22 protein-coding genes and 1 pseudogene are annotated in these 19978 nt (G+C 69.1%); 15 read left to right on the forward strand and 8 right to left on the reverse strand.

The window, feature by feature from the left end; all coding sequences use genetic code 11:
- The first annotated feature begins 36 nt into the window (after positions 1 to 36).
- Positions 37 to 1179 carry a beta-mannosidase gene (locus P3H15_RS30370; protein ID WP_276140610.1) on the forward strand — a complete coding sequence of 381 codons (1143 nt, stop codon included), beginning with the start codon at positions 37 to 39 and terminating at the stop codon, positions 1177 to 1179.
- 53 nt (positions 1180 to 1232) lie between these two features.
- On the opposite strand, the gene P3H15_RS30375 is transcribed toward P3H15_RS30370, so the two are convergent.
- Both P3H15_RS30375 and P3H15_RS30380 read right to left on the reverse strand, forming a co-directional pair.
- Positions 1233 to 1979: a GntR family transcriptional regulator gene (locus tag P3H15_RS30375; protein ID WP_276140611.1), complete on the reverse strand. Its 747-nt coding sequence runs from the start codon at positions 1977 to 1979 to the stop codon at positions 1233 to 1235.
- A 30-nt stretch (positions 1980 to 2009) separates the two neighbouring features.
- A complete protein-coding gene (locus P3H15_RS30380) occupies positions 2010 to 3161 on the reverse strand; it encodes an acyl-CoA dehydrogenase family protein (RefSeq protein ID WP_276140612.1) in 1152 nt (383 codons plus the stop codon).
- Positions 3162 to 3342: 181 nt separating this feature from the next.
- On the opposite strand from P3H15_RS30380, the gene P3H15_RS30385 reads away from it, so the two are divergent.
- The 3 genes from P3H15_RS30385 to P3H15_RS30395 are packed head-to-tail and all read left to right on the forward strand — an operon-like array spanning position 3343 to position 6432.
- The gene (locus tag P3H15_RS30385; RefSeq protein ID WP_276140613.1) at positions 3343 to 4191 is read left to right on the forward strand and encodes a CoA ester lyase; all 849 of its coding nucleotides are present in this window, start codon (positions 3343 to 3345) and stop codon (positions 4189 to 4191) included.
- A complete protein-coding gene (locus tag P3H15_RS30390; RefSeq protein ID WP_276140614.1) occupies positions 4188 to 5195 on the forward strand; it encodes a MaoC family dehydratase in 1008 nt (335 codons plus the stop codon). The genes P3H15_RS30385 and P3H15_RS30390 overlap by 4 nt, the downstream gene beginning before the upstream one ends.
- Positions 5196 to 5220: 25 nt before the next feature.
- The gene (locus P3H15_RS30395) at positions 5221 to 6432 is read left to right on the forward strand and encodes a CoA transferase (RefSeq protein WP_276140615.1); all 1212 of its coding nucleotides are present in this window, start codon (positions 5221 to 5223) and stop codon (positions 6430 to 6432) included.
- A gap of 18 nt (positions 6433 to 6450) precedes the next feature.
- On the opposite strand, the gene P3H15_RS30400 is transcribed toward P3H15_RS30395, so the two are convergent.
- From P3H15_RS30400 to P3H15_RS30420, 5 genes are read right to left on the reverse strand one after another with little or no spacing between them, the layout of a single operon-like run.
- On the reverse strand, positions 6451 to 7149 hold the full coding sequence (locus P3H15_RS30400) for a cation transporter (RefSeq protein ID WP_276140616.1): 699 nt from the start codon (positions 7147 to 7149) through the stop codon (positions 6451 to 6453).
- On the reverse strand, positions 7149 to 7478 hold the full coding sequence (locus P3H15_RS30405) for a helix-turn-helix transcriptional regulator (RefSeq protein ID WP_276140617.1): 330 nt from the start codon (positions 7476 to 7478) through the stop codon (positions 7149 to 7151). The genes P3H15_RS30400 and P3H15_RS30405 overlap by 1 nt, the downstream gene beginning before the upstream one ends.
- Positions 7479 to 7505: 27 nt before the next feature.
- A complete protein-coding gene (locus P3H15_RS30410) occupies positions 7506 to 8102 on the reverse strand; it encodes a cytochrome b (RefSeq protein WP_276140618.1) in 597 nt (198 codons plus the stop codon).
- Entirely contained in the window at positions 8092 to 9213 is a 1122-nt protein-coding gene (locus P3H15_RS30415; RefSeq protein ID WP_276140619.1) for a catalase family peroxidase, read from the reverse strand. Before P3H15_RS30415 ends, P3H15_RS30410 begins: the two co-directional genes overlap by 11 nt.
- On the reverse strand, positions 9197 to 9697 hold the full coding sequence (locus P3H15_RS30420) for a hypothetical protein (protein WP_276140620.1): 501 nt from the start codon (positions 9695 to 9697) through the stop codon (positions 9197 to 9199). The genes P3H15_RS30415 and P3H15_RS30420 overlap by 17 nt, the downstream gene beginning before the upstream one ends.
- Positions 9698 to 9907: 210 nt before the next feature.
- Here P3H15_RS30420 and P3H15_RS30425 point away from each other — a divergent pair, with 210 nt between their 5' ends.
- From P3H15_RS30425 to P3H15_RS30445, 5 genes are all read left to right on the forward strand, one after another.
- Positions 9908 to 10465 (forward strand): sigma-70 family RNA polymerase sigma factor, encoded by a 558-nt coding sequence (locus tag P3H15_RS30425; protein WP_276140621.1) that lies wholly within the window; start codon positions 9908 to 9910, stop codon positions 10463 to 10465.
- Positions 10455 to 11120 carry a zf-HC2 domain-containing protein gene (locus P3H15_RS30430; protein WP_276140622.1) on the forward strand — a complete coding sequence of 222 codons (666 nt, stop codon included), beginning with the start codon at positions 10455 to 10457 and terminating at the stop codon, positions 11118 to 11120. The genes P3H15_RS30425 and P3H15_RS30430 overlap by 11 nt, the downstream gene beginning before the upstream one ends.
- A 219-nt stretch (positions 11121 to 11339) precedes the next feature.
- Positions 11340 to 12785: a ferredoxin reductase family protein gene (locus P3H15_RS30435; RefSeq protein WP_276140623.1), complete on the forward strand. Its 1446-nt coding sequence runs from the start codon at positions 11340 to 11342 to the stop codon at positions 12783 to 12785.
- A gap of 7 nt (positions 12786 to 12792) precedes the next feature.
- Positions 12793 to 13281, forward strand: coding sequence for an FMN-binding protein (locus P3H15_RS30440; RefSeq protein WP_276140624.1), 489 nt, complete (start codon positions 12793 to 12795; stop codon positions 13279 to 13281).
- Positions 13278 to 14093, forward strand: a complete 816-nt coding sequence (locus P3H15_RS30445) for an FAD:protein FMN transferase (RefSeq protein ID WP_276140625.1) — start codon at positions 13278 to 13280, stop codon at positions 14091 to 14093. Before P3H15_RS30440 ends, P3H15_RS30445 begins: the two co-directional genes overlap by 4 nt.
- Positions 14094 to 14160: 67 nt before the next feature.
- Here the strand turns inward: P3H15_RS30445 and P3H15_RS30450 are convergent, their stop codons facing one another.
- Positions 14161 to 14364, reverse strand: coding sequence for a three-helix bundle dimerization domain-containing protein (locus P3H15_RS30450; RefSeq protein ID WP_276140626.1), 204 nt, complete (start codon positions 14362 to 14364; stop codon positions 14161 to 14163).
- A gap of 211 nt (positions 14365 to 14575) precedes the next feature.
- Here P3H15_RS30450 and P3H15_RS30455 point away from each other — a divergent pair, with 211 nt between their 5' ends.
- From P3H15_RS30455 to P3H15_RS30480, 6 genes and pseudogenes are all read left to right on the forward strand, one after another.
- Positions 14576 to 15445: a MurR/RpiR family transcriptional regulator gene (locus tag P3H15_RS30455; protein WP_276140627.1), complete on the forward strand. Its 870-nt coding sequence runs from the start codon at positions 14576 to 14578 to the stop codon at positions 15443 to 15445.
- A 140-nt stretch (positions 15446 to 15585) separates the two neighbouring features.
- Complete coding sequence (locus P3H15_RS30460; protein WP_276140628.1) at positions 15586 to 16755, forward strand: ABC transporter ATP-binding protein; 1170 nt, start codon at positions 15586 to 15588, stop codon at positions 16753 to 16755.
- Complete coding sequence (locus P3H15_RS30465) at positions 16755 to 18116, forward strand: extracellular solute-binding protein (RefSeq protein ID WP_276140629.1); 1362 nt, start codon at positions 16755 to 16757, stop codon at positions 18114 to 18116. The genes P3H15_RS30460 and P3H15_RS30465 overlap by 1 nt, the downstream gene beginning before the upstream one ends.
- A gap of 34 nt (positions 18117 to 18150) precedes the next feature.
- On the forward strand, positions 18151 to 18900 hold the full coding sequence (locus P3H15_RS30470; RefSeq protein WP_276140630.1) for a tyrosine-protein phosphatase: 750 nt from the start codon (positions 18151 to 18153) through the stop codon (positions 18898 to 18900).
- A 25-nt stretch (positions 18901 to 18925) separates the two neighbouring features.
- Positions 18926 to 19792: a phosphodiesterase gene (locus tag P3H15_RS30475; RefSeq protein ID WP_276140631.1), complete on the forward strand. Its 867-nt coding sequence runs from the start codon at positions 18926 to 18928 to the stop codon at positions 19790 to 19792.
- A pseudogene (locus P3H15_RS30480) lies at positions 19792 to 19978 on the forward strand (sugar ABC transporter permease); the annotation flags it as partial. The gene P3H15_RS30475 and the pseudogene P3H15_RS30480, both read left to right, overlap by 1 nt.

Below are 19978 nucleotides of genomic sequence, written 5' to 3' on the forward strand. Positions count from 1 at the left end.
CCTCCATTCGTACCGACTGGTCCCTACTATTCATTCATGACGGTGACGCGCATCACGAAGCTGGCCGCGGTGATCGCGACCGTCGCTCTGACGGCGCTGGGAGGGGGCTTCGTGTCGGCTGCCGCTCCCGCGCCGGGGGCCAGGGTCACCGCCTCGCCCGAGGGGTTCGCGCTCGACGGGCAACCGTGGTGGCCGACCGGGTTCAACGCCTACCAATTGGCCACGAACTGGTCGGTCAATTGGGGTTGCGGCGCAATGGTCGACCTCGACTCCTACTTCTCCGCGCTCCCGCCTCACTCGCTGACCCGTTTCAACCTCTTCCAGGCGCTGGCGATCAACCGTTTCACCGGACAGCTGGATTTCGGGGCGATGGACGCCGTGTTCGCGGCGGCCGAGGCGCACGACCAGATGCTGATCCCGGTTCTCGCACCCCAGGACGGGGCATGCGAGGACGGGGTGTTCAAGGGCAGGCAGTGGTACGTGGACGGCTGGACGACGATGACGCCGGGTGCGCCCCGCACGCTGATGAGCTTCCGCGACTGGACGCGGACGGCCGTCGACAGGTTCAAGGGTTCGCCGTCGCTGGCGGCGTGGGAGCTCGTCGGGGAGCCGGAGACGAGCACGTGCACCGACGCCGACTGCTCGTGGTGGACGCGGTCGTGCGAGCCCGGTGCGGCTCAGGTGCTCCGTGACTTCTTCGACGCCGCGGGCGCCGAGGTGCGGGCCCGTGATCCACGCACGCTGATCACGGCGGGATTCACCGGCGGCGGCCAGTGCGGAACCCAGGGCGACGAGTACCAATTCGTCTCGGCGTCACCGTATGTCGACGTCGTGCAGTATCACGATTACGGCGCCGACGGGGTTCCGCTGCCCGGCGATCAGTGGAACGGGCTCGCGCGGCGCCTCGAACAGGCTGCGGCGCTCGGCAAACCGCTCCTGGTGGGCGAGATCGGGGAACTCGCCGGATCGTGTGCCACCCTGACGGACCGGGCGACGCACATCGGCGCCAAGATCCAGGGCCAGCGGGACGCGGGAGCGGCCGGGGCGCTGCTGTGGGCGTTCGTCCCGGACCCCCGGCCCGCCGAGTGCACGTACGACATCGGTCCCACCGACCCACTGTGGGGCGTGGTGGAGCAGTTCGGAAGCTGGGGCTCGGGCACCGCCCCGGCCGACACGTAGACCGATCATCAGGCCCGGCAATCGGTCCGGACGCGAGCGCCCGGCGACGACGGTCAGCGTCCGCCGCGGCGGAGGGTCACGCGGTAGGTGTAATGCTCGGGCAGGAAGTAGCTGACCGCCAATTCGACGGTCCGCCCGTCCGAGTCGGAGTAGAGGCGGTCGACCCGCAGCATCGAGTGGCCCTCGGAGCAGCCGAGTTCGCGGGCCACGTCCGCCGGCGCCGGCGCGACGGTGATCGATTGCGCGGCCTCGGTGATGGGGCTCCGCAGGTGCGGTTCGAGCAGGCCGATGATCGTGTGCGAGCTGACGGCGCCCGCGGACATCTCGGGTGCGTCGGCGACGAACCGGGCGATCTCGTCGGGCAGGTAGACGGTGGTCAGCACGAACGGGGTGTCGTCGTGGCGTCGCCGGAACACGACCGTGTTGACGAGGTCGGTGTCGAGGCGGAGCCTGCTCGCCGCCTCGATGTCGACCCGGCGGCGCAGGGGGGTGACCACCTCCATGGTGGTGTCCGTGGACAGGTTCATCAGATCCTCGATCGACCCCAGCTGCCGCAGGTATCGGCCGTCGGACTCGGCGGCGAACGTGCCCCGGCCCGGGACCCGGTAGACGATGCCCTCGGCCACCAGGTCCTGGAATGCGCGACGAACGGTCTGCCGGCTGACGCCGTGCTGGTCCGCGAGCTCGAATTCGGTGGGCAGCTTGATCCCGCCGCTGTACTTGCCCGCAGCAATATGCTCGCGGAGCTGCCTCGACACCAGCTGGTACGCCGGCTCCGTGTCTCGTTCTCTACCGTTCATCGCGCACCGATCCTACGTGCAGGTTGCCGACTAGATGCCGCCTCGCGACACCAACTGCGAGACGATGACGTTGCGCTGGATCTCGTTGGTGCCTTCGCCGACGATCATCAGCGGGGCGTCCCGGAAGTAGCGCTCCACGTCGTACTCCGTGGAATAGCCGTAGCCACCGTGGATCCGGACGGCGTTCAGCGCGATGTCCATCGCCACCTCGGACGCGTACAGCTTCGCCATGCCCGCCTCCATGTCGCACCGGTCGCCGCTGTCGTACTGCTCCGCCGCATGCCAGGTCAGCTGCCGGGCCGCGGTCAGCTTGGTCGCCATGTCGGCGAGGTAGTTGCCGATCGACTGGTGCTTCCAGATCGGCTGACCGAAGCTCTCCCGCTGCTGCGCGTAGGCGAGGGAATCCTCGAGCGCCGCCGTGGCCACACCCAGCGCACGGCACGCCACCTGGATGCGCCCCGTCTCCAGACCCTTCATCATCTGGCCGAACCCCTTGCCCGGGGTGCCGCCGAGGATCGCGGACGCGGGGGCCCGGTACCCGTCGAACGACAGCTCACACGTCTCGACGCCCTTGTAGCCGAGCTTCGGCAGATCCCGCGACACCGTCAGACCGGGGCCGTGCTCGACCAGGACGATGGAGATGCCCCGGTGCTTGGGCGTCGCCTGCGGGTCGGTCTTGCACAGCAGGGCGATCAATCCCGACCGACGCGCGTTGGAGATCCAGGTCTTGGAACCGGAGATCACCAGGTCGTCGCCGTCCGCCTTGGCGGTGGTGGACATGGCCTGCAGATCCGACCCACCACCGGGCTCGGTCAACGCCATCGTGGCCCGGATCTCGCCGGTCGCCATCTTCGGCAGGTACTGCTGCTTCTGCTCCTCCGTGCCGTACAGCGACAGCAGCTTCGCGACGACGGTGTGCCCGCCCATCGCACCGGCCAGGCTCATCCATCCGCGGGCCAGTTCCTGCGTCACCTGCGCGTAGCAGGGCATCGACACCGGTGATCCGCCGTACTCCTCCGGGACCGCCAGACCGTAGATCCCGATCTGCTTCATCTGCTCGATCCACTTCTCGGGGTACTCGTTGGCGTGTTCCACCGCCTGCACCGTCGGCTTCACGTCGCGATCGATGAACGCGCGCACCGTCTCGACCAGGTACGCCTCTTCTTCGTTCAGCTTGGCCATGAATCCACCTCACACTTTCCACAACATTTGTACGGCCATAATCCGACAATGTCTGCCTAAAGTCAACGATCGGTCTTGACATGACGGCTGCGTCGCTGCCAGCATCAGCAGCGCAGCCGCATCAGGCTGGCCGTACATATCCAGCCCGACCCGGGCTCCCGGACCCTAGGAATGAAGCATCGTGCAGAACCTCACCCGCAGGCGCGCCGTTCTGGTGGCCCCCGGATCCGACGAGCGCAAGGCCCTCAAGGCGCTCCGGTCGACCGCCGACGAGGTGGTCCTCGACCTCGAAGACGCCGTCGCCTCCGCCAAGAAGGCCGAGGCCCGCGACCTCGTGCGCCGCCTCGTGCTCGAATCGGACGGCTCCCGGGCCGTCGCGGTCCGCATCAACGCGCTGACCACGCCGTGGGCGGAGGACGACCTCGCCCTGTGTGCCTCCCTCGGCGCCGCGCTCACGAGCATCGTGGTTCCCAAGGTGGAGACGGCGCAGGATCTGGTCCGCGCCGATCAGGCTCTCGCCGGTACCGACATCGGGTTGCAGGCTCTCGTCGAAACCCCGGTCGGCGTGCAGAACATCGCCGACATCACCCGCGCCGTCGCCCGGCTCGAGTCCGTCATCATCGGCTACGCCGACCTCGGGGCGGCCCTCGGCCGGTCCCGCTCCGCCCTCCCCGAGCACTGGCTCGCGATCCAGGACGGCATCCTCGTCGCCGCCCGCGCCGCCGGCATCCAGGCGATCGACGGCCCGTTCCTCGGCATCGCCGACGACGACGCCTTCCGCCACTCGGCCGCGTGGACCAGCGCGCTCGGTTTCGACGGAAAATGGGTCATCCATCCCGCCCAGGTCGAGTCCGCCGCCGCGGCCTTCACCCCCACCGACACCGCGGTCGAGGACGCGCGACGCGTGATCGACGCGCTCGCCGCCGCCGAGGCCGCGGGCGCCGGGGCTGCCCAACTCGACGGGCAGATGCTCGACGAGGCCGTCGCAGTCGCGGCACGCCGCGTTCTCGCCCAGGTAGGTGCACAGTGACGATCACGCAGACGTACGTCGGTGGCCCGTACTTCGACGAACTCGAGGTCGGGCAGGTATTCGACACCGCCCCCGCCGTCACCCTCACCAGCGGCCTCGCCGCCGCCCATCAAGCCATCCTCGGCGACCGCCTGCGGCTGCCCCTCGACGCGCACCTGTCCCGGGCCGTCACCGGGTCCACGGACGCCGTCGCGAACCCCGGCCTCGTCACCGACGTCGCCATCGGACAGTCCACGCTGGCCACTCACCACGTGAAGGCCAACCTGTTCTACCGCGGTCTCCGCTTCCATCACTTCCCGCATCTCGGCGACACGCTCTACACGCGCACCGAAGTGGTGGGACTGCGGGAGAACTCGGCGAAACCGGGACGCAAACCCACCGGTCTGGCCGCTCTGCGGATGACGTCCACCGACCAGGACGGCCGCACCGTCCTCGATTTCTACCGCTGCGCGATGCTCCCGTTGAGCGCGAACCCCGACGAGGACCGCGTCCGCAAGTCCGACGACCTGTCCGCGATCGGACCGCAGGCGGAGCAATCGTTCGCCGCCCCCGAGGGCTGGGACCTCGCCCGCTACCGCGACAAGGTTCCGGGACAGCACTTCTCGGCCGACCTCGCCGGATCCGTGCTGCGGAGCAGCGGCGACGTGGTGTCGAGCGCCCCCGAACTGGCACGTCTCACCCTCAACATCGCGGCCACCCACCACGACGAACGGGTCGGCGCCGACGGACGACTCGTCTACGGCGGGCACACCATCGGCATCGCGCTCGGGCAGGCCACGCGCGCCCTGCCGAACCTCGTCACGGTCCTGGGCTGGAAGTCCTGCGACCACACCGGTCCCGTCCACGAGGGCGACACCCTCACCAGCGAACTCGAAATCGAGAGCGCCGAGGAGTTGCCCGGCGGCGGCGGAATACTGCATCTGCGTTCACTGGTGTTCGCGCACAACGCCACAGCGTCCGACGTCCCCGTCCTCGACTGGCGCTTCACCGCCCTCATGGCCTGACCTCCACCAACAAGGAGCATCTCTCGTGACCGCCCACACTCCCCTTGCCGGACTTCGGATCGTCGAGGTCTCCAGCTTCATCGCGTCACCCCTGTGCGGACTGACCCTGTCCCAGCTGGGGGCCGAGGTCATCCGAATCGACCCCATCGGCGGCGCCGCCGACTACAACCGCTGGCCGATCACGGGCGACGGCGAGAGCATCTACTGGACCGGGCTCAACCGCGGCAAGCGGTCCGTGGCCGTCGACATGCGCAACCCCGAGGGGCAGCGGCTCGTCCAGCAGCTGGTCGCGGCTCCCGGCGCGGGCGGCGGCATTCTCGTCACCAACGCGGGAGGTCGTGACTGGCTCGCCCACGACACACTGAGTGCGCTCCGCTCCGACGTCATCACCCTCGAAATCCTCGGTGGCCGTGATGGTTCCCCCGGCGTCGACTACACGGTCAACGCCGGGCTCGGTTTCCCGTCCATCACCGGTCCCGCCGATCATGCCGGGGTCGTCAACCACGTCCTCCCCGCCTGGGACGTGGCGTGCGGGTTGTACGCCGCGCTGGCCGTCGCCGCCGCGGCCCGTCACCGCGACGCCACCGGCGAGGGCACCCGCATCTCCCTGCCGCTCGAGGACGTCGCGCTCGCCACCGCCGGCACCCTCGGATACCTCACCGAGGTGCAGATCAACGGCACCGGCAGGCAAGGGACCGGCAACTCCGTCTACGGCACGTACGGAACGGATTTCACCACCAGCGACGGCGCCCGGTTCATGATCGTGGCCCTCACCCCACGGCACTTCCGCGACCTCGTTGCCGTCACCGGAACCACCGCCGCCGTGGAGGCACTCGCCACCGCACTCGACGCCGACTTCGCGCGCGAAGCCGACCGCTTCACCCACCGCGACGTCCTCACCGCACTGTTCACCCGCTGGTTCCGCGAACACACCGCGGCCGAAGTGGCCGAGGCACTCTCGAAGACGTCCGTCCTCGCCGAGCGCTACCGCACGTTCGAGGAAATCGTGAAATCCGGCGAACTCGAGAACAATCCGATGTTCACCCCCCTCGAGCAGCCGCGGATCGGCACCTACCTCGCCTCCGGCCACCCGGCATCGTTCGACGGGCACCACGCCACCGTGGCACCCGCCTCCGCCGTCGGCGACGACACCGGCAGCGTCCTCCGCGACCTCCTCGGCAGCTCCGACTCCGATGTCGCCAAACTCCTCGACAGCGGCATCGTCGGGGGGAAGTGACGCGGTCGCCGGGCCCTTTCAGTCGTCGCAGCAGTCGCAGGCAGGACCGGCGCCGGCACCGGAGGTGGTGGCCGGCGCCGGGCAACAGGTGTCGCCCTGCCAGGCGTTGATTCCCTCCTTGACCGCGATCGCGGCGATGACCAGGGCGGCGATCGGGTCGGCCCAGGACCACCCGAGCAGGGAGTTGAGCAACAGGCCGACCAGCAGGACGGCGGACAGGTAGGTGCACAGCAGGGTCTGCTTGGAATCGGCGACGGCCGAGAGGGAGCCGAGTTCGCGTCCCGCGCGCCGCTGTGCCCACGACAGCACCGGCATGATCGCGAGACTGGCTGCTGCCAGCGTGATCCCGACGATCGAGTGCTCCGCTTCGCCGATGCCGAAGAGGGAGCGGATCGCGTCGACCGTGACGTAGACGGCCAACGCGAAGAACGAAAACGCGATGATCCGCAGTGTCACCCGCTCCCGCGATTCCGGGTCCTTGCCGGCGAATTGCCAGGCGACGGCCGCCGCGGAGGACACCTCGATGACCGAGTCGAGACCGAACCCGATCAGCGCGGTCGACGACACCCGCGCGCCCTCGCTCAGCGCGATGATGGCCTCGAGCACGTTGTAGCTGATCGTCGCGGCCACGAACCACCGGATCCGCCGCCCCAGCACCTGCCGCCGCCCCGCCGTGAGAGCCGGACGCGTGGTGGGCATTCCGAGTTCCGACGCCATCAGCAGCATCCGTCCGTCTCGGCGTCCGGGCAGCAGGACGGATCGACGGCCAGCACCAGGCCGATCAGGTCGTCCAGCGCGCGCCCGATCCGCGGGTCCGCCAGTTCGTACCGCGTGCGCCGCCCCTCCGGCGCCGCGACGACGAGACCGCAACCACGCAGGCAGGCCAGGTGATTCGACAGGATCTGGCGCGACACCCCGATCTGTTCGGCCAGCTCGGACGGATACCTGGGCCCCGACCGCAGGTTCAGCAGGATCTGCGTGCGCGTCGTGTCCGACAGCGCATATCCGAACCGGGCCAGCGCGTCGCGATGGATCAGCATCTCCATGCCCCGACGATACAGAGATTCCTGTATTCAGGAAACCCTGAACTCTTGATCTTGTCGTTGCTGCGGCGGGGTGGGCCGGGCTCGGCGCCCCATCGTCATCCGGCCGAGAATCCGGTCACGCAGGACGAACGTGTGGAACAGGACGGCGCACAGGTGCGCGGTGAACGCAGCGAACAGCAGGTATCCGAGCAGGGTGTGGGACTGCCGCAACACCGAGTACAGATCCGGATCGCGGGGCGCGATCGCGGGCAGACTCAACTGCGCGGTGAGCCCGATCGGGAACCCGCCCGCCGACAGCATCGCCCACCCGGTGACCGGTTGCAGCACCAGGAGTCCGTAGAGCAGGTATTCCGACCCGATCGCGACCATCCGCTCGGCGGGCCGCATCCCGGCGGACGGCGGCGGCCGGTGGACGATCCGGTTACCGATGCGCACGACCGCGAGGACGAGGATCGCGAATCCCAGCGGCTGATGCACCGTCCGCAACAGGTGGTAGGCGTCCAACGACGCCACCATCGCGACACCGAGGAAGAGTTGGGCGATCACCAGGATCGCCATCGTCCAGTGCAGCAACCGCGACGTGAACGCATACCGGGTCGGCCGGTCGGTCGGACTATCGCTCATCGGGCACCTCCGACACGTCGACTCGACTCGGCGATTTCGGCTCACCGGACCGCCGATCGAACGATTCCGCGTAGACCGCGGACCGCGCACTGAGCAGTGGATCATCCGACGGTGCAATGCCGTTCGGCAGCACCAGCGGATCGAAGTTGACGTCCCGCGCGTTGCCCGGTGCTTCGGTGTCGATCGCGTCGACGGTCAGCGTGCCGACGTCGAGGGACTTCCTGTCGGCCGGCCACGGTCTGGTGGCATCGTCCGTCGGGTCCCCCGCCTCCCCGAGCGTGAGGATCATCCGCCAGCGCAGGGGTCCTCGCGTGACGTCCCGGACGAGGGCGTCGAACAGGTAGTCGCGGCCGGACCCCTCCTCGGCGCCGGGATGCCGGACGGGCTGCTCCGGCACCAGCCTCCAGCGCACCGGAACCGTGACCCCGGATCGGTCGGTGCACCGGAACGCATTGAGCCCGTGAAATGTGCTGTCCTCGAAACCGGAAGTGCGAGGCTGTCGCCGGATGATGTCCATCGCCGCCGCCGTCTCGGGATGGCGTGCCAGGAACGACGCCATCGCGGCCGGATCGGGTTTGCCGGTGTCCGGGACCTTCTTCGAGGCGAGCAGCCGATCGCGGAAACCGTCCGGCGTGCGGTCGGGGAACACCGGACTGTCGATCATCGCGGTCCGCCACTGCTCTCCCGCGGGCAACCGGAACACCAACCCCAGACCGCGCACGGTGTCGGCAGCGTCGGCAGCGGCAGGCAGCCCACCCGATAACGAGAACCGTCCGGTGACCGGGTAGCGGTCGCCGGTCCGGAAGACGCTCGCCGTGGACACCGCGGACCCGGCACCGGTCGCCGTGAACCACCCCGTGGCACTCACCCCCTTCGCGTGGTTGCGCCGGAACCCCTCGTGCCGGCCGAAGACCTGCTCGAATCGGTCGACGAACCGCGACGGGGTGACGGCGTGCGGGGTCAGCCGGCCGCCGGCGAACAGGAACCCCCCGACGTCCACCGCGGCGATCGCACCGACCGCCGCCAGACCGATCAGGGCGCTGCGCCGGGTGACGGTAGTGCCCGAACGACCACCGACGGAGGGTTCGTGGCCGTCACCCGTGCGCGGCATCGACCGTCACCACGTGCCACGTGCCCTTGACCCCGTCGCCGCTCGTCAGCCCCGGGGCGGAATCCTTCGCGAACCGGTAGAGAGGATGACCGTCATAGGTGGCCTGCTCGACGCCGTCCGGGCGCGTCGTGGTGCCCACCGTGCCCGGCAGGACGGCGTCCGGGTGCGGCAACGGCGTGCCGGGCGTCGGCGGCCAGATCTCCGCACATGGGCCCACGCACCGCACCAGGTCGGCGGTGTCCTCGTCGAAGCGGTAGAGCGTGAAGCCGTCACCGTCGGTCAGCACGGTGCCGAGCGCGGTCTCCCGCGTGCCGAGCGTCGTCGCCGCATCCGATGCGTCGGTCGCCGGCGCTGCGTCCGGGGCAGCGGTCGTCTGCGCATCCGCCCCGGCGGCCGGGGCCTCGGTCGCCTGGCTGCAGCCCGACATCAGGGCAACCGCGGCGCCCGCGCAGGCCACCGCGACAATCGTGTGCTTCGCGATCATCAGATCTCCGTTCTCCTCTGTTACCGCCCGCCGATCGCGGACGACGCCGGGGAGTACGGACCGCCGGCCGGCCGCGTTCACGACGGCCGCGAACTTTCACGAAGACGCTGGTGTGAGAATCGACGGTGAACGCCGCGGCACTCACGTCCGTACACCCTGGCGGACGTCGGACGGGCCGACGACATTTCCGGTGGTGCAGGAGGTGAGGTCGTGCGGCTACGCATGTCGCGCAAGCGGGCGGAGGAGTCGGTCGGGAATTTGGCCGACAACGCGGTGTTGCGGACCGTCTACGACGATCACGCCGGCGAACTGTTCGCCCTCGCCTACCGCTCACTCGGGGACCGGGGACGCGCGGAGGAAGCGGTGCAGGAGACGTTCCTCCGAGCCTGGCGCGGCGCGGACCGGTACGACCCGCAGCGTTCCACCGTCCGGACCTGGCTGTATGCCATCTGCCGCAACGTGGTGATCGACGCGAGCCGGGCGCGGGCCTCCCGGCCCCAGCTCGCCGACACCGAGCCGCCCGACGTTCCCGTGCCCGAGCGCCCGCTGGAACAGTTGCTGGTGGGACTGCAGGTCGAGGAGGCACTGCGGCGACTGTCCGAACAGCACCGCGTCGTACTCGTCGAGATTCATTTGCGCGACCGGCCCACCAGCGAGGTCGCAGCGGAACTCGGCATCCCCGTGGGCACCGTGCGCAGTCGGGTGTACTACGGGCTGAAGGCGCTCAAACTCGTACTGGAAGAAATGGGGTGGCACGGTGACCAGTGATCGCTGCCGACAGATGCACACCTTGCTGGGCATGTACGCGCTCGGGCGCCTCGACGACCACGAAGCCGTGGCGGTACGCGCCCACCTGGACGGATGCCCGGATTGCCGGGCCGAGTTGATCCAGCTGACCCCGGTGGCCTCGGTCCTGGGGCAGGCGGACCCCGACCGGCTCCTCGAGCCGCCGCCGGCGCCGTCCCCCGCACTGCCCGGCACGATCCTCGCGACGCTCGACCGCGAACGCAGCCGGCAACGTCACCGCCGGATCGCGGTCGTCGCCGCGGCCGCCGTCACCGCTCTCGGCCTGCTCACCGGGGGATTCTTCCTCCGCACCCTCGTCCCGAACAGCCCGCCCGGACAGCCGGTGGCCTTCACCGCGCCCGCCCCGGGTGTGGAGGCGTCCGCTCGGGTGGAGAACCGCGCCTGGGGAACCGGAATCAGCCTCGACGTCACCGGACTCCCCCAGGGCAGCACCTACAACGTCTGGCTGCAACGACCCGACGGAAGTCGCATGAACGCAGGAAGTTTCATCGCCGGCGGCGACCGGAAGATGTCGATGAACCTCGCCGTGGCGCTGCCGATGTCCGACGCCACCATGCTCGGCGTCAGCGCACCCGGCGACGACACCGCCATACTGCAGGCGCCGCTGCACCCGTGACCGTGCCCTCGTTCGGCGCCGCGGCGAGCGAACCAGGGCAGTCGCCGAACAATGCGGTGAGCGGTTCGGGCCGCTCGTCACGAGCGCATGACCGGCGTCCCCCGATGACTTCGCAGGAAACTCACAGCCACCTCGATCCGGATACCCAGTTCGGTCGCTGATCCTGGGCATCCGGGCGACGTGCCCGCACTCGACGACCGCACGCCCGAGGGACAGCCCATGCGAACCGAACCGATCCCCATCGAATCGCCCGTAGCGCCGTACATGCGGCACAGCGATCGGGGTCGCCCGGATCGTCACACCGCGGACCGGTTCACCGCTCGGCAGTTCGATGCCGGCGTCCGCTATGGTGCCGGCATCTTGCTCTGGCTCAGCCTCCTGGTGGTCTGTTACTGGTGGACGGCAGACGGCGGTATCGAGGATCTCGTGGTGCCCGAGACCGCGCTGATGTCCGTGGGGCGCCTCGCCGGGCTGGTGTCCGCCGACCTTCTCCTCGCGCAGGTCTTCCTCGTCGCGCGTATTCCCATCCTCGAGCGCGCCTTCGGTCAGGACCGGCTCATCGGGTTGCACCGCATCGTCGGATCGACGTCCGTCGCGGTCATGGTCGGGCACGTCTGCATCATCACCTGGGGATACGCCGGCGGCGACCTCACCCGGAGTCCGGCGATGCTGTGGGACTTGACCGTCGACTATCCCGGGATGTTGTTGGCCGTCGTCGGTACCGCGCTGTTGCTGATGGTCGTGGTCACCAGCATCCGGTGGGTGCGGGACCGGCTGCGTTACGAGAGCTGGCACCTGCTTCATCTCTACGCCTATCTGGGCGTGGGACTCGCTGTTCCGCACCAACTCTGGACCGGTCAGGAGTTCCTCACCTCACCCGCGGCGACGGTCTACTGGTGGACCCTGTGGGCCCTGGCCGTTGCGGCGGTACTCGTCTGGCGCGTCGGTCTTCCCGTGTGGCGCAATGCGCGGCACCGACTGCGTGTCACCGCCGTCGTTCCCGAAGGGGACGGTGTCGTCTCGGTTCACCTGTCCGGACGCCGCCTCGACCGTTTGCCCGCGGCCGCGGGCCAGTTCTTCCACTGGCGATTCCTGGGCGGCCCCGGGTGGACCCGGGCCAATCCCTACTCGCTGTCGGCCGCACCGGACGGTCGCAGCCTGCGGATCTCGGTCAAGGCACTCGGCGAGGGCAGCTCGCGCGCCCACACCCTGGCGCCGGGTACACCGGTGCTGTTCGAAGGCCCCTACGGGCGACCCTCACACCGCACTTACGGTACGCGCCGGGTGGCACTGATCGGGGCCGGAGTCGGCGCGGCCCCATTACGAGCACTGGCCGAAGAACTCGACTACCGGCCCGGCGAGGCGATCATCCTGCTGCGCTACACGTCCAAACCGTTGTTCGTCCGGGAGCTCCAGGACCTGGCCGACCGACGAGGTCTGCAGATCGTGTGGCTGCCCGGCCCACGGCGGTCCCCCGCGTCGTGGCTCGGCAGCGGAATGGGCGAGATCGACGATCTCACCGCGCTGATCCAGTGGATACCCGACGTCGCCTCCCGCGAGGTCTACATCTGCGGTCCGCAGCCGTGGACCGACGCGGTTCACCGCACGACCCGCGCGGCCGGTGTCCCCGACGGCCGTGTCCACTCCGAAACCTTCAGGTGGTGACCTCTCGATGAAACGCATCGTCACATGGCTGCTGAGCACGATCACCGCAGGTGTGCTGCTGTTCGGGTACCACACCTCCACCGAGGGCCCGATGGACGCGGCCCCCGACACCGTCGTCGCCTCCACCTCTCTACCCGGAAATCTCGGACCCGCAGGGTCCTCCGAGCCCCCGGAACCATCCGAACCGAGTGCCGCGGGCGGCGGCCCTGCACCGGAGTCCTCGTCCACGATCACCGGTTCCACAGCCCAAACCCGTTGGGGTCCCGTGCAAGTACAGATCGTGGTGTCGGGCGGCACGATCACCGACGTGACCGTTCCGCAGTATCCGGACGGCAACGGCAAGGACCAACAAATCAACGCCCGCGCCCTGCCCGTGCTGGTGGACGAGACCCTCGCCGAACAAAGTGCGGACATCGACATGGTGAGCGGTGCCACCGTCACGAGCGCCGGCTATGTGCAGTCGCTGCAGTCCGCTCTCGACGAGGCGGGGCTGTGAGCGTCGACACCCTGCCCGGGTCCACACCCGACCCGGCGCGCCGCGAACGCACGCAGCGCTACGTCCAGCACGTGATGGGGATGCCGGTCAGTCTGGCGATGCGGGGACGTCACGCCGCCGATCGCCACGGCCGCCAGGCCTGGGCCGACGCACTCGCCTCATTGCGTGCGACGGATCGGCTCTTCAGTACGTATCGACCGGACTCCTTCCTTTCCACAATGATCCGAGGAGAGAAGGGAACCGGTCAACTGCCCGCCGCGGTGGCCGAGGTCTTTGCCCTCGGCCACCGCGCCGAACGCGAATCCGGTGGCGCCTTCGCGATCCGCCGACCCGGACCCACCGGCGAGATCGTCCTCGACCCCGACGGCGTCGTGAAAGGCTGGGCGGTCGAGCGGGCCGCCGACCACCTCCTGGCACTGGACGCCACCGACTTCTGCCTCTCCGCGGGCGGCGACATGACCTGCCGCACCCTCGACCCCGACGCGGCACCGTGGCGCATCGGAATCGAGAACCCCTTCGACACAAGAACTCTCATTGCCGTCGTGCCCGTGCACACCGGCGCGGTCGCCACCTCCGGCACCGCGCACCGCGGCAACCATCTCGTCGACGCCCGGACCGGCGAGCCCCCCGCCTGCGTCGCCTCGGTCACCGTCATCGCCGACACACTGACCTGGGCAGACATCGACGCCACCGCCGCCTATGCGATGGGCGAGCATGCCGCCGACTGGCTCGCCACCAGGCCCGGTCGCTCCTACCTGGTGGTATGGGCCGACGGAGCCACGAGCCGCGCAGCAACTGCCGTTGACCGGTAGAGCACCCGGCGACGACACCGCCATACTGCAGGCGCCGCTGCACCCGTAGCGGTGCGGAGATCGCGCGTCAGAAACTGGTGAGAGCAGCGATCTTCCGCTTCGCGGACCGTTCGACCAGCAGTGGAACGAAATCGCGGACCACGCCCGCGTCGAAGGCCGCATGCACCTCGTGCACGATCTGCTCGATCGTGTGTCGTGGCACGCCGGCGTGCTCCACGGCGAGCCGGTCGACGACCAACTCGACCTGGCGTCGTTCTTCGTCTGCGGACATGATCGCTCTCCCCTGGGAATTCCGGGCCACTCCATCCAGCAACCTCCGTGTCACTTGATCTTCACACGCCTAAAGTTGAAAGTTGAACTTGCGCGAGTGTGAGATAGGCGACGCCCACCGGCGCGAGGTGCGCGTCACCCACGTGTTTCGGCGGCGCCGGCACCGCAGTCCGGTCGCTTCCGGCGTTCACCACCGTGTGCTATTCAGGGGCATGAGTACGTCACTGATCGATCCGCCCGTCGGGGCCACCCTGGCCGCCATCCGCGCCGTCGCGCCCAAGCTCGCGCCGAGCGAGCGCCGAGTGGCGGACGTGTGCGTGGAGCGTCCCCGGGACGTGGCGTGGTGGTCGGCAGCCGACGTCGCGGAACACGCGGGGACGTCGAACGCCACCGTGGTCCGGGCGTGCCAGAACCTCGGATTCAAGGGGTTCCAGCACCTGCGGATGCTGCTGTTGCGTGACCTCGGTGCCGCGGACACGCCGACGACGGATGCGGAACCGGGCGCACAGGCCGGAGCCGGGCTGCTCCGAGCCGTGTTCACCGAATTTGCCCACGACCTCACCGGTGCACTCGCACCTCTCGAAGACGAGTCCTTCGAGCAGGCGGTCCAAGCGCTGGCGTCCGCCGACCGGGTGCTCGTCGTGGGCAACGGCGGTTCGGGCCCGTCCGCGGCGGCCGTCGCGATCAGGTTCCTCGCCAACGGCCGGCCCGCAGAGGCGCCGGCCGACGCGGTAATCCAGCAGCTGACAGCGGGGCACCTCACCTCGCGCGACGTGCTGCTCGCGATCAGCGGCAGCGGACTGAACCAGGTCACGCTGCGGCCGGCGGAGGCTGCACGGGCGGCAGGGGCCACGGTGATCGGCGTGACCAGCTACGCCCGGTCGACACTCGTGGAGCTGTCCGACATCGGACTGGTCGTCGGGGGCGGCAGCGGGCCGTGGACCGGGCCGGGCGAGATGTCGCCGGTGGTTCAGGTGGCGTTCCTGATCGGGCTGCAGATCGCGGTCTGCCGGGCTCGTGGCGGTTCGGAGGAGGCGGCGGCCGCGACGTTCAAGCAGATTGTGCCGCTGATCAATCCGTGATCGGCCGGACGTTGCGCCAAGCATTACCGATGCTTGGCGGCCCGTTCGACCCGCGTTCACTTTAGCCTGGCTAACTTCCGCTGAAACCAAAATTCCCGATTCGACGTGATCGGGTAACAGCATTTCATCGGGAGAAGGCCATGGGCAGGATTCGAATCGAGAACCTGAGTCGCACATTCGGAGGCGTCACCGCCGTCGACAACATCGACCTCGACATCCGGGACGGCGACTTCCTGGTCCTACTCGGGCCCAGCGGCTGCGGGAAGACCACCTTGCTGCGGATGCTCGCGGGCCTGCTCGAACCCACCAACGGCCGGATCCTCCTCGACGACGAGGACATCACGATGGCGCCGGCGCGGAGGCGGGACGTGGCGATGGTGTTCCAGAACTACGCCCTGTATCCCCATCTCAGCGTCGCGAAGAACCTCGCGTTCCCGCTGCGGGTGAAGAAGATCCGCAAGGCGGACGCCGCCGAACGCGTCGACACCGTCGCGCAGCAACTCGACATCGCTCACCTCCTGGCCCGCAAGCCGAAGGAACTGTCCGGCGGACAGCGGCAGCGCGTGGCCGTCGGCCGCGCCATCGTCCGCAATCCCAAGGCATTTCTCATGGACGAGCCGCTATCGAACCTGGACGCCAAACTGCGGACCGCGACCCGCCGCGAACTGACCGAACTCCACCGGCGTCTCGGTGCGACCTTCGTGTACGTCACCCACGACCAGGTGGAGGCGATGACGATGGCGACGCGGATCGCCCTGCTGAACAACGGCGCCCTCGAACAACTCGGCACGCCGGAGGACGTCTATGACAGGCCGGCGACGGTGTTCGTCGCCGGCTTCCTCGGCAGCCCGGCCATGAACCTGATCGACGCCCGGGTCCGCACCGTCGGCGGCGCCGTCGTCGCCGACACGGACGGCGTCCACGCGTCGCTGTGGCCGGGGCAGACCGAGCGCCGCGACATCGTCCTGGGGATCCGCCCCGAACACCTCCGGATGGCAGACCCCGGCGCCGACCTGCCGGTGCGACTGTCGGTGGACGTGACCTCCGTCGAGAACCTCGGCAGCGAGCAGGTCGCCTACTGCGAGGTGGGTGGGTCCACCATCTGTGTGCGGGCACCGCGGCCGATCGCGTTGCGCCCGCACCGATCCGCCGTCCTCACCGCCGACCCGGCGCACCTGCATCTCTTCGACCGGGCCACCGGGCGCCGCCTGGAATGGGTGGACCTCCCGGACACCACAAACCCCCACTCGCCGGTTCGCCCCGCGGTGAACCGGCCCACCACCGAATCTTTCGTAACAGGAGCAGTGTGATGCGTAGATCGAAATTCTCGGCCGTCCTGGTGGCGGCCGTGGCCATGGCCACCCTGGTCGGTTGTGCCACCGGCGGGGCTGCCGCCGGGCCAGGGGGCAGCGATCAGCCGGTGCCCGAACTCGACCCGAACCAGCAGGTGGACATCGTCTTCGAGTCCTACAACCTGGCACAGGCAGGCCTGTGGTCCGACACCATCAACGGGCTGATCGCCGACTTCGAGTCCGAGCACCCGAACATCCACGTGAAGGGACAGCCGCCGCAGGGCGGCGGCACCGTGGGTGCGGGCACGGCGAGCAGCGTCCAGACCCAGATGCTGGCCGGCTCGCCGCCCGACGTCGCCCAGCTGACCTTCGACACCCTCGACTTCGCCGTCAACCAGCTCGGCGCGAAGTCCCTCGACGCGCTGGCAGGCAAGGATGCCGTCCAGGCGAACTTCGCCGGCGCGCACCCGTTCCATCCGCGGGCGGCGACGCTCGCCGACTGGAACGGCGAAACCTACGGCATTCCCTACGTGTTCTCCACACCCACCCTGTTCTACAACGCGACCGCGCTGGGCAAGGCTGGCCTGCCCGCCGACGTCGACCTGTCCACCTGGCCGAAGGTGGCCGCCGCCGCCAAGGCCGTCACCGCGGCGACGGGCAAGCCCGCACTGTCGGTGTCGTGCTCGGTGAAGGGCGGCAACTGGTGCATGCAGGCGCTGTTCCGTTCGGCGGGTGGCGACGTGCTGTCGCAGGACCGCTCGACCATCGAATTCGGTGAACCCGAGGCCGTGTCGGCGGTGGCGATGCTTCGGCAGCTGTACGACGACGGCGTGCTCGCCAACATCAGCTCGGCGACGCAAGCCGAGAGCTTCGCCAAGGGCGACGTCGCCATCCAGTTGCAGACGTCGGCCGTGCAAGGCATGTTCATGAAAGCGGCGACGACGGGCGGCTGGGAGCTGCGCGCAGCCCCGATGCCGGCGTTCGAGGGACGGCAGGCGGTGCCCACCAACTCCGGGTCGGCACTGTTCACGTTCTCCCAGGACCCTGCGAAGCAGCGTGCGGCATGGGAGTTCATCAAGTTCATGACGAGCGACCACGCCTACACCCAGATCTCCAGCAAGATCGGGTACCTGCCGCTGCGCCCGTCCCTCACCCAGGACCCCACAGCCTTGAAATCGTGGGCCGACGGCAATCCGCTTCTCGCCCCCAACCTGAGCCAGCTTGACCGGCTCGAGCCGTGGAAGTCCTACCCCGGCAACAGCTACGTGCAGGCCGACGACATCCTCGGCCAGGCGATCGAGGATTCCGTCTTCTACGGCAAGGACCCCACGCCCACCATGGCGGCCGCGCAGCAGCGCGTGCAGGAACTCATCCGGTAGTCACCTTTCCCTCCGATCGAACGAGACACGACACATGACCAGCACTCTCCCGGCGCCCGGACATCATCGGCGCCTGAGCCTGAACGGCACCTACAACTTTCGTGACCTCGGCGGCTTCGCCGCTGCGGAGGGCGCGATCACCAGATGGAACAAGCTGTTCCGCTCGGATGCCCTGCACCGGCTCGACGACGCGGCACGCGTCGCCCTCCGTGAGCGGAACCTGGCCCTCGTCATCGACCTGCGCGAACAGCAGGAACTCGACGAGGCCCCCAGCGCGCTCACCGGGGTCGGCCACCGCGTTCTGCACCTGCCCGTCTACGAGGGCACCCTCGATCTCGACAACGTGAACTTCGATCTCGCCGTCGTGTACCGGGAGATGGTCGGGCGGTACGGCGCCCGCCTGACCAGGGCGGTCCGCGCCATCGCTGCCTCGGGTGACGACCCCACGATCGTGCACTGCACCGCGGGCAAGGACCGCACCGGGATCGTCGTCGCATTGACGCTGGCAGCCGTCGGCGTCGACCAACGGGACATCGTCGCGGACTACGCGACGACGGAGATCCTGTTGGCCGGGGACTGGACCGCCATGATGATCGAGAAGATGCGCACCCGCGGTCTGCCCGACGGTATCGACCACCACGTGATCAATGCCAGCCCTGCGGCACTCATGCACGCGACGCTGGAGTCGATCACCGACTCGCACGGCGGCGTCCGCGAGTACCTGCTGGCCCACGGCATGACCGCGGCCGAACTCGACGACCTGCGCACCGCGCTCGTCGTCTGACCCCGACTTCCCGAGGAGAAATGCCATGTCCCAGTACAGCGAACCCGACCACTACATCCTGCATCTGAGCGACACCCACTTCGTCACCGACGGTGACCTGCTGCACGACTGCGTCGACAGCGACGCCAACCTCTCCCGGCTGTTCGAGCGGCTCGAGAAGACCGGGCAGCGCCCCGAAGCCATCGTGTTCACCGGCGACCTCGCCGACGCGGGGGAGCCCGAGGCGTACGTGCGGTTGCGCCGGATCGTCGAGCCCGCCGCGGAGCGTCTCGGCGCGAAGGTGATCTGGGTGATGGGCAATCACGACGCCCGGCCCGCCTTCCGGAGCGGCCTGCTCGACGCCGAACCCACGCAGGACTCGGTCGACGCAGTCGTCGACGTCGGCGGACTGCGGATCATCGTGCTGGACAGCACGGTTCCCGGGTTCCACCACGGTCTGATCAGCGACGAGCAACTCGCGTGGCTCACCGAGGTGCTCGCGGAGCCCGCGCAGCACGGTACCCTCCTCGCGCTGCACCACCCCCCGGTTCCGAGCCTGCTGACTGCCATGGAGCAGGTGGAACTGCAGGATCAGCATCGGCTCGAGACGGTGCTCGCGGGCACCGACGTCCGCGGGATCCTCGCCGGCCACCTGCACTATTCGACGACGTGCACGTTCGCCGGTATCCCCGTCTCGGTGGCGTCCGCGACCTGTTACACGCAGGACCTGCTCGTCGAGCAGGGCGGTATCCGCGGCCTGGACGGTGCCCAGGGGTTCAACATGGTGCACGTCTACCGGGACCGGGTCCTGCACACCGTGGTTCCGCTGGAAGTGTCGCCCACCGTGTACGAGATGAGTGCCGACGAGATCCGGGAGTCCATCGCGGAGCTCACCACCGCCGCGGTGCAGTGATGTTCGTCGAAGTTCCCGCCCCGGCCACGCCGGTCACCCCGTCCGGTACGGACGGCGCGGCCACCGTCCGCCCGTCCCGTACCGGCCGCGTGGTCCGCCGTCTCACCCCGTACCTGTACCTGCTGCCCGCCGTCGTGCTGCTGATCGTCTGGATCTACAAGCCGCTCGCCGAAACCGTCGGGCTCT

Origin of the sequence: Rhodococcus sp. T2V (assembly GCF_029269925.1) — a bacterium.
Classification (GTDB): Bacteria; Actinomycetota; Actinomycetes; order Mycobacteriales; family Mycobacteriaceae; genus Rhodococcus_F; species Rhodococcus_F koreensis.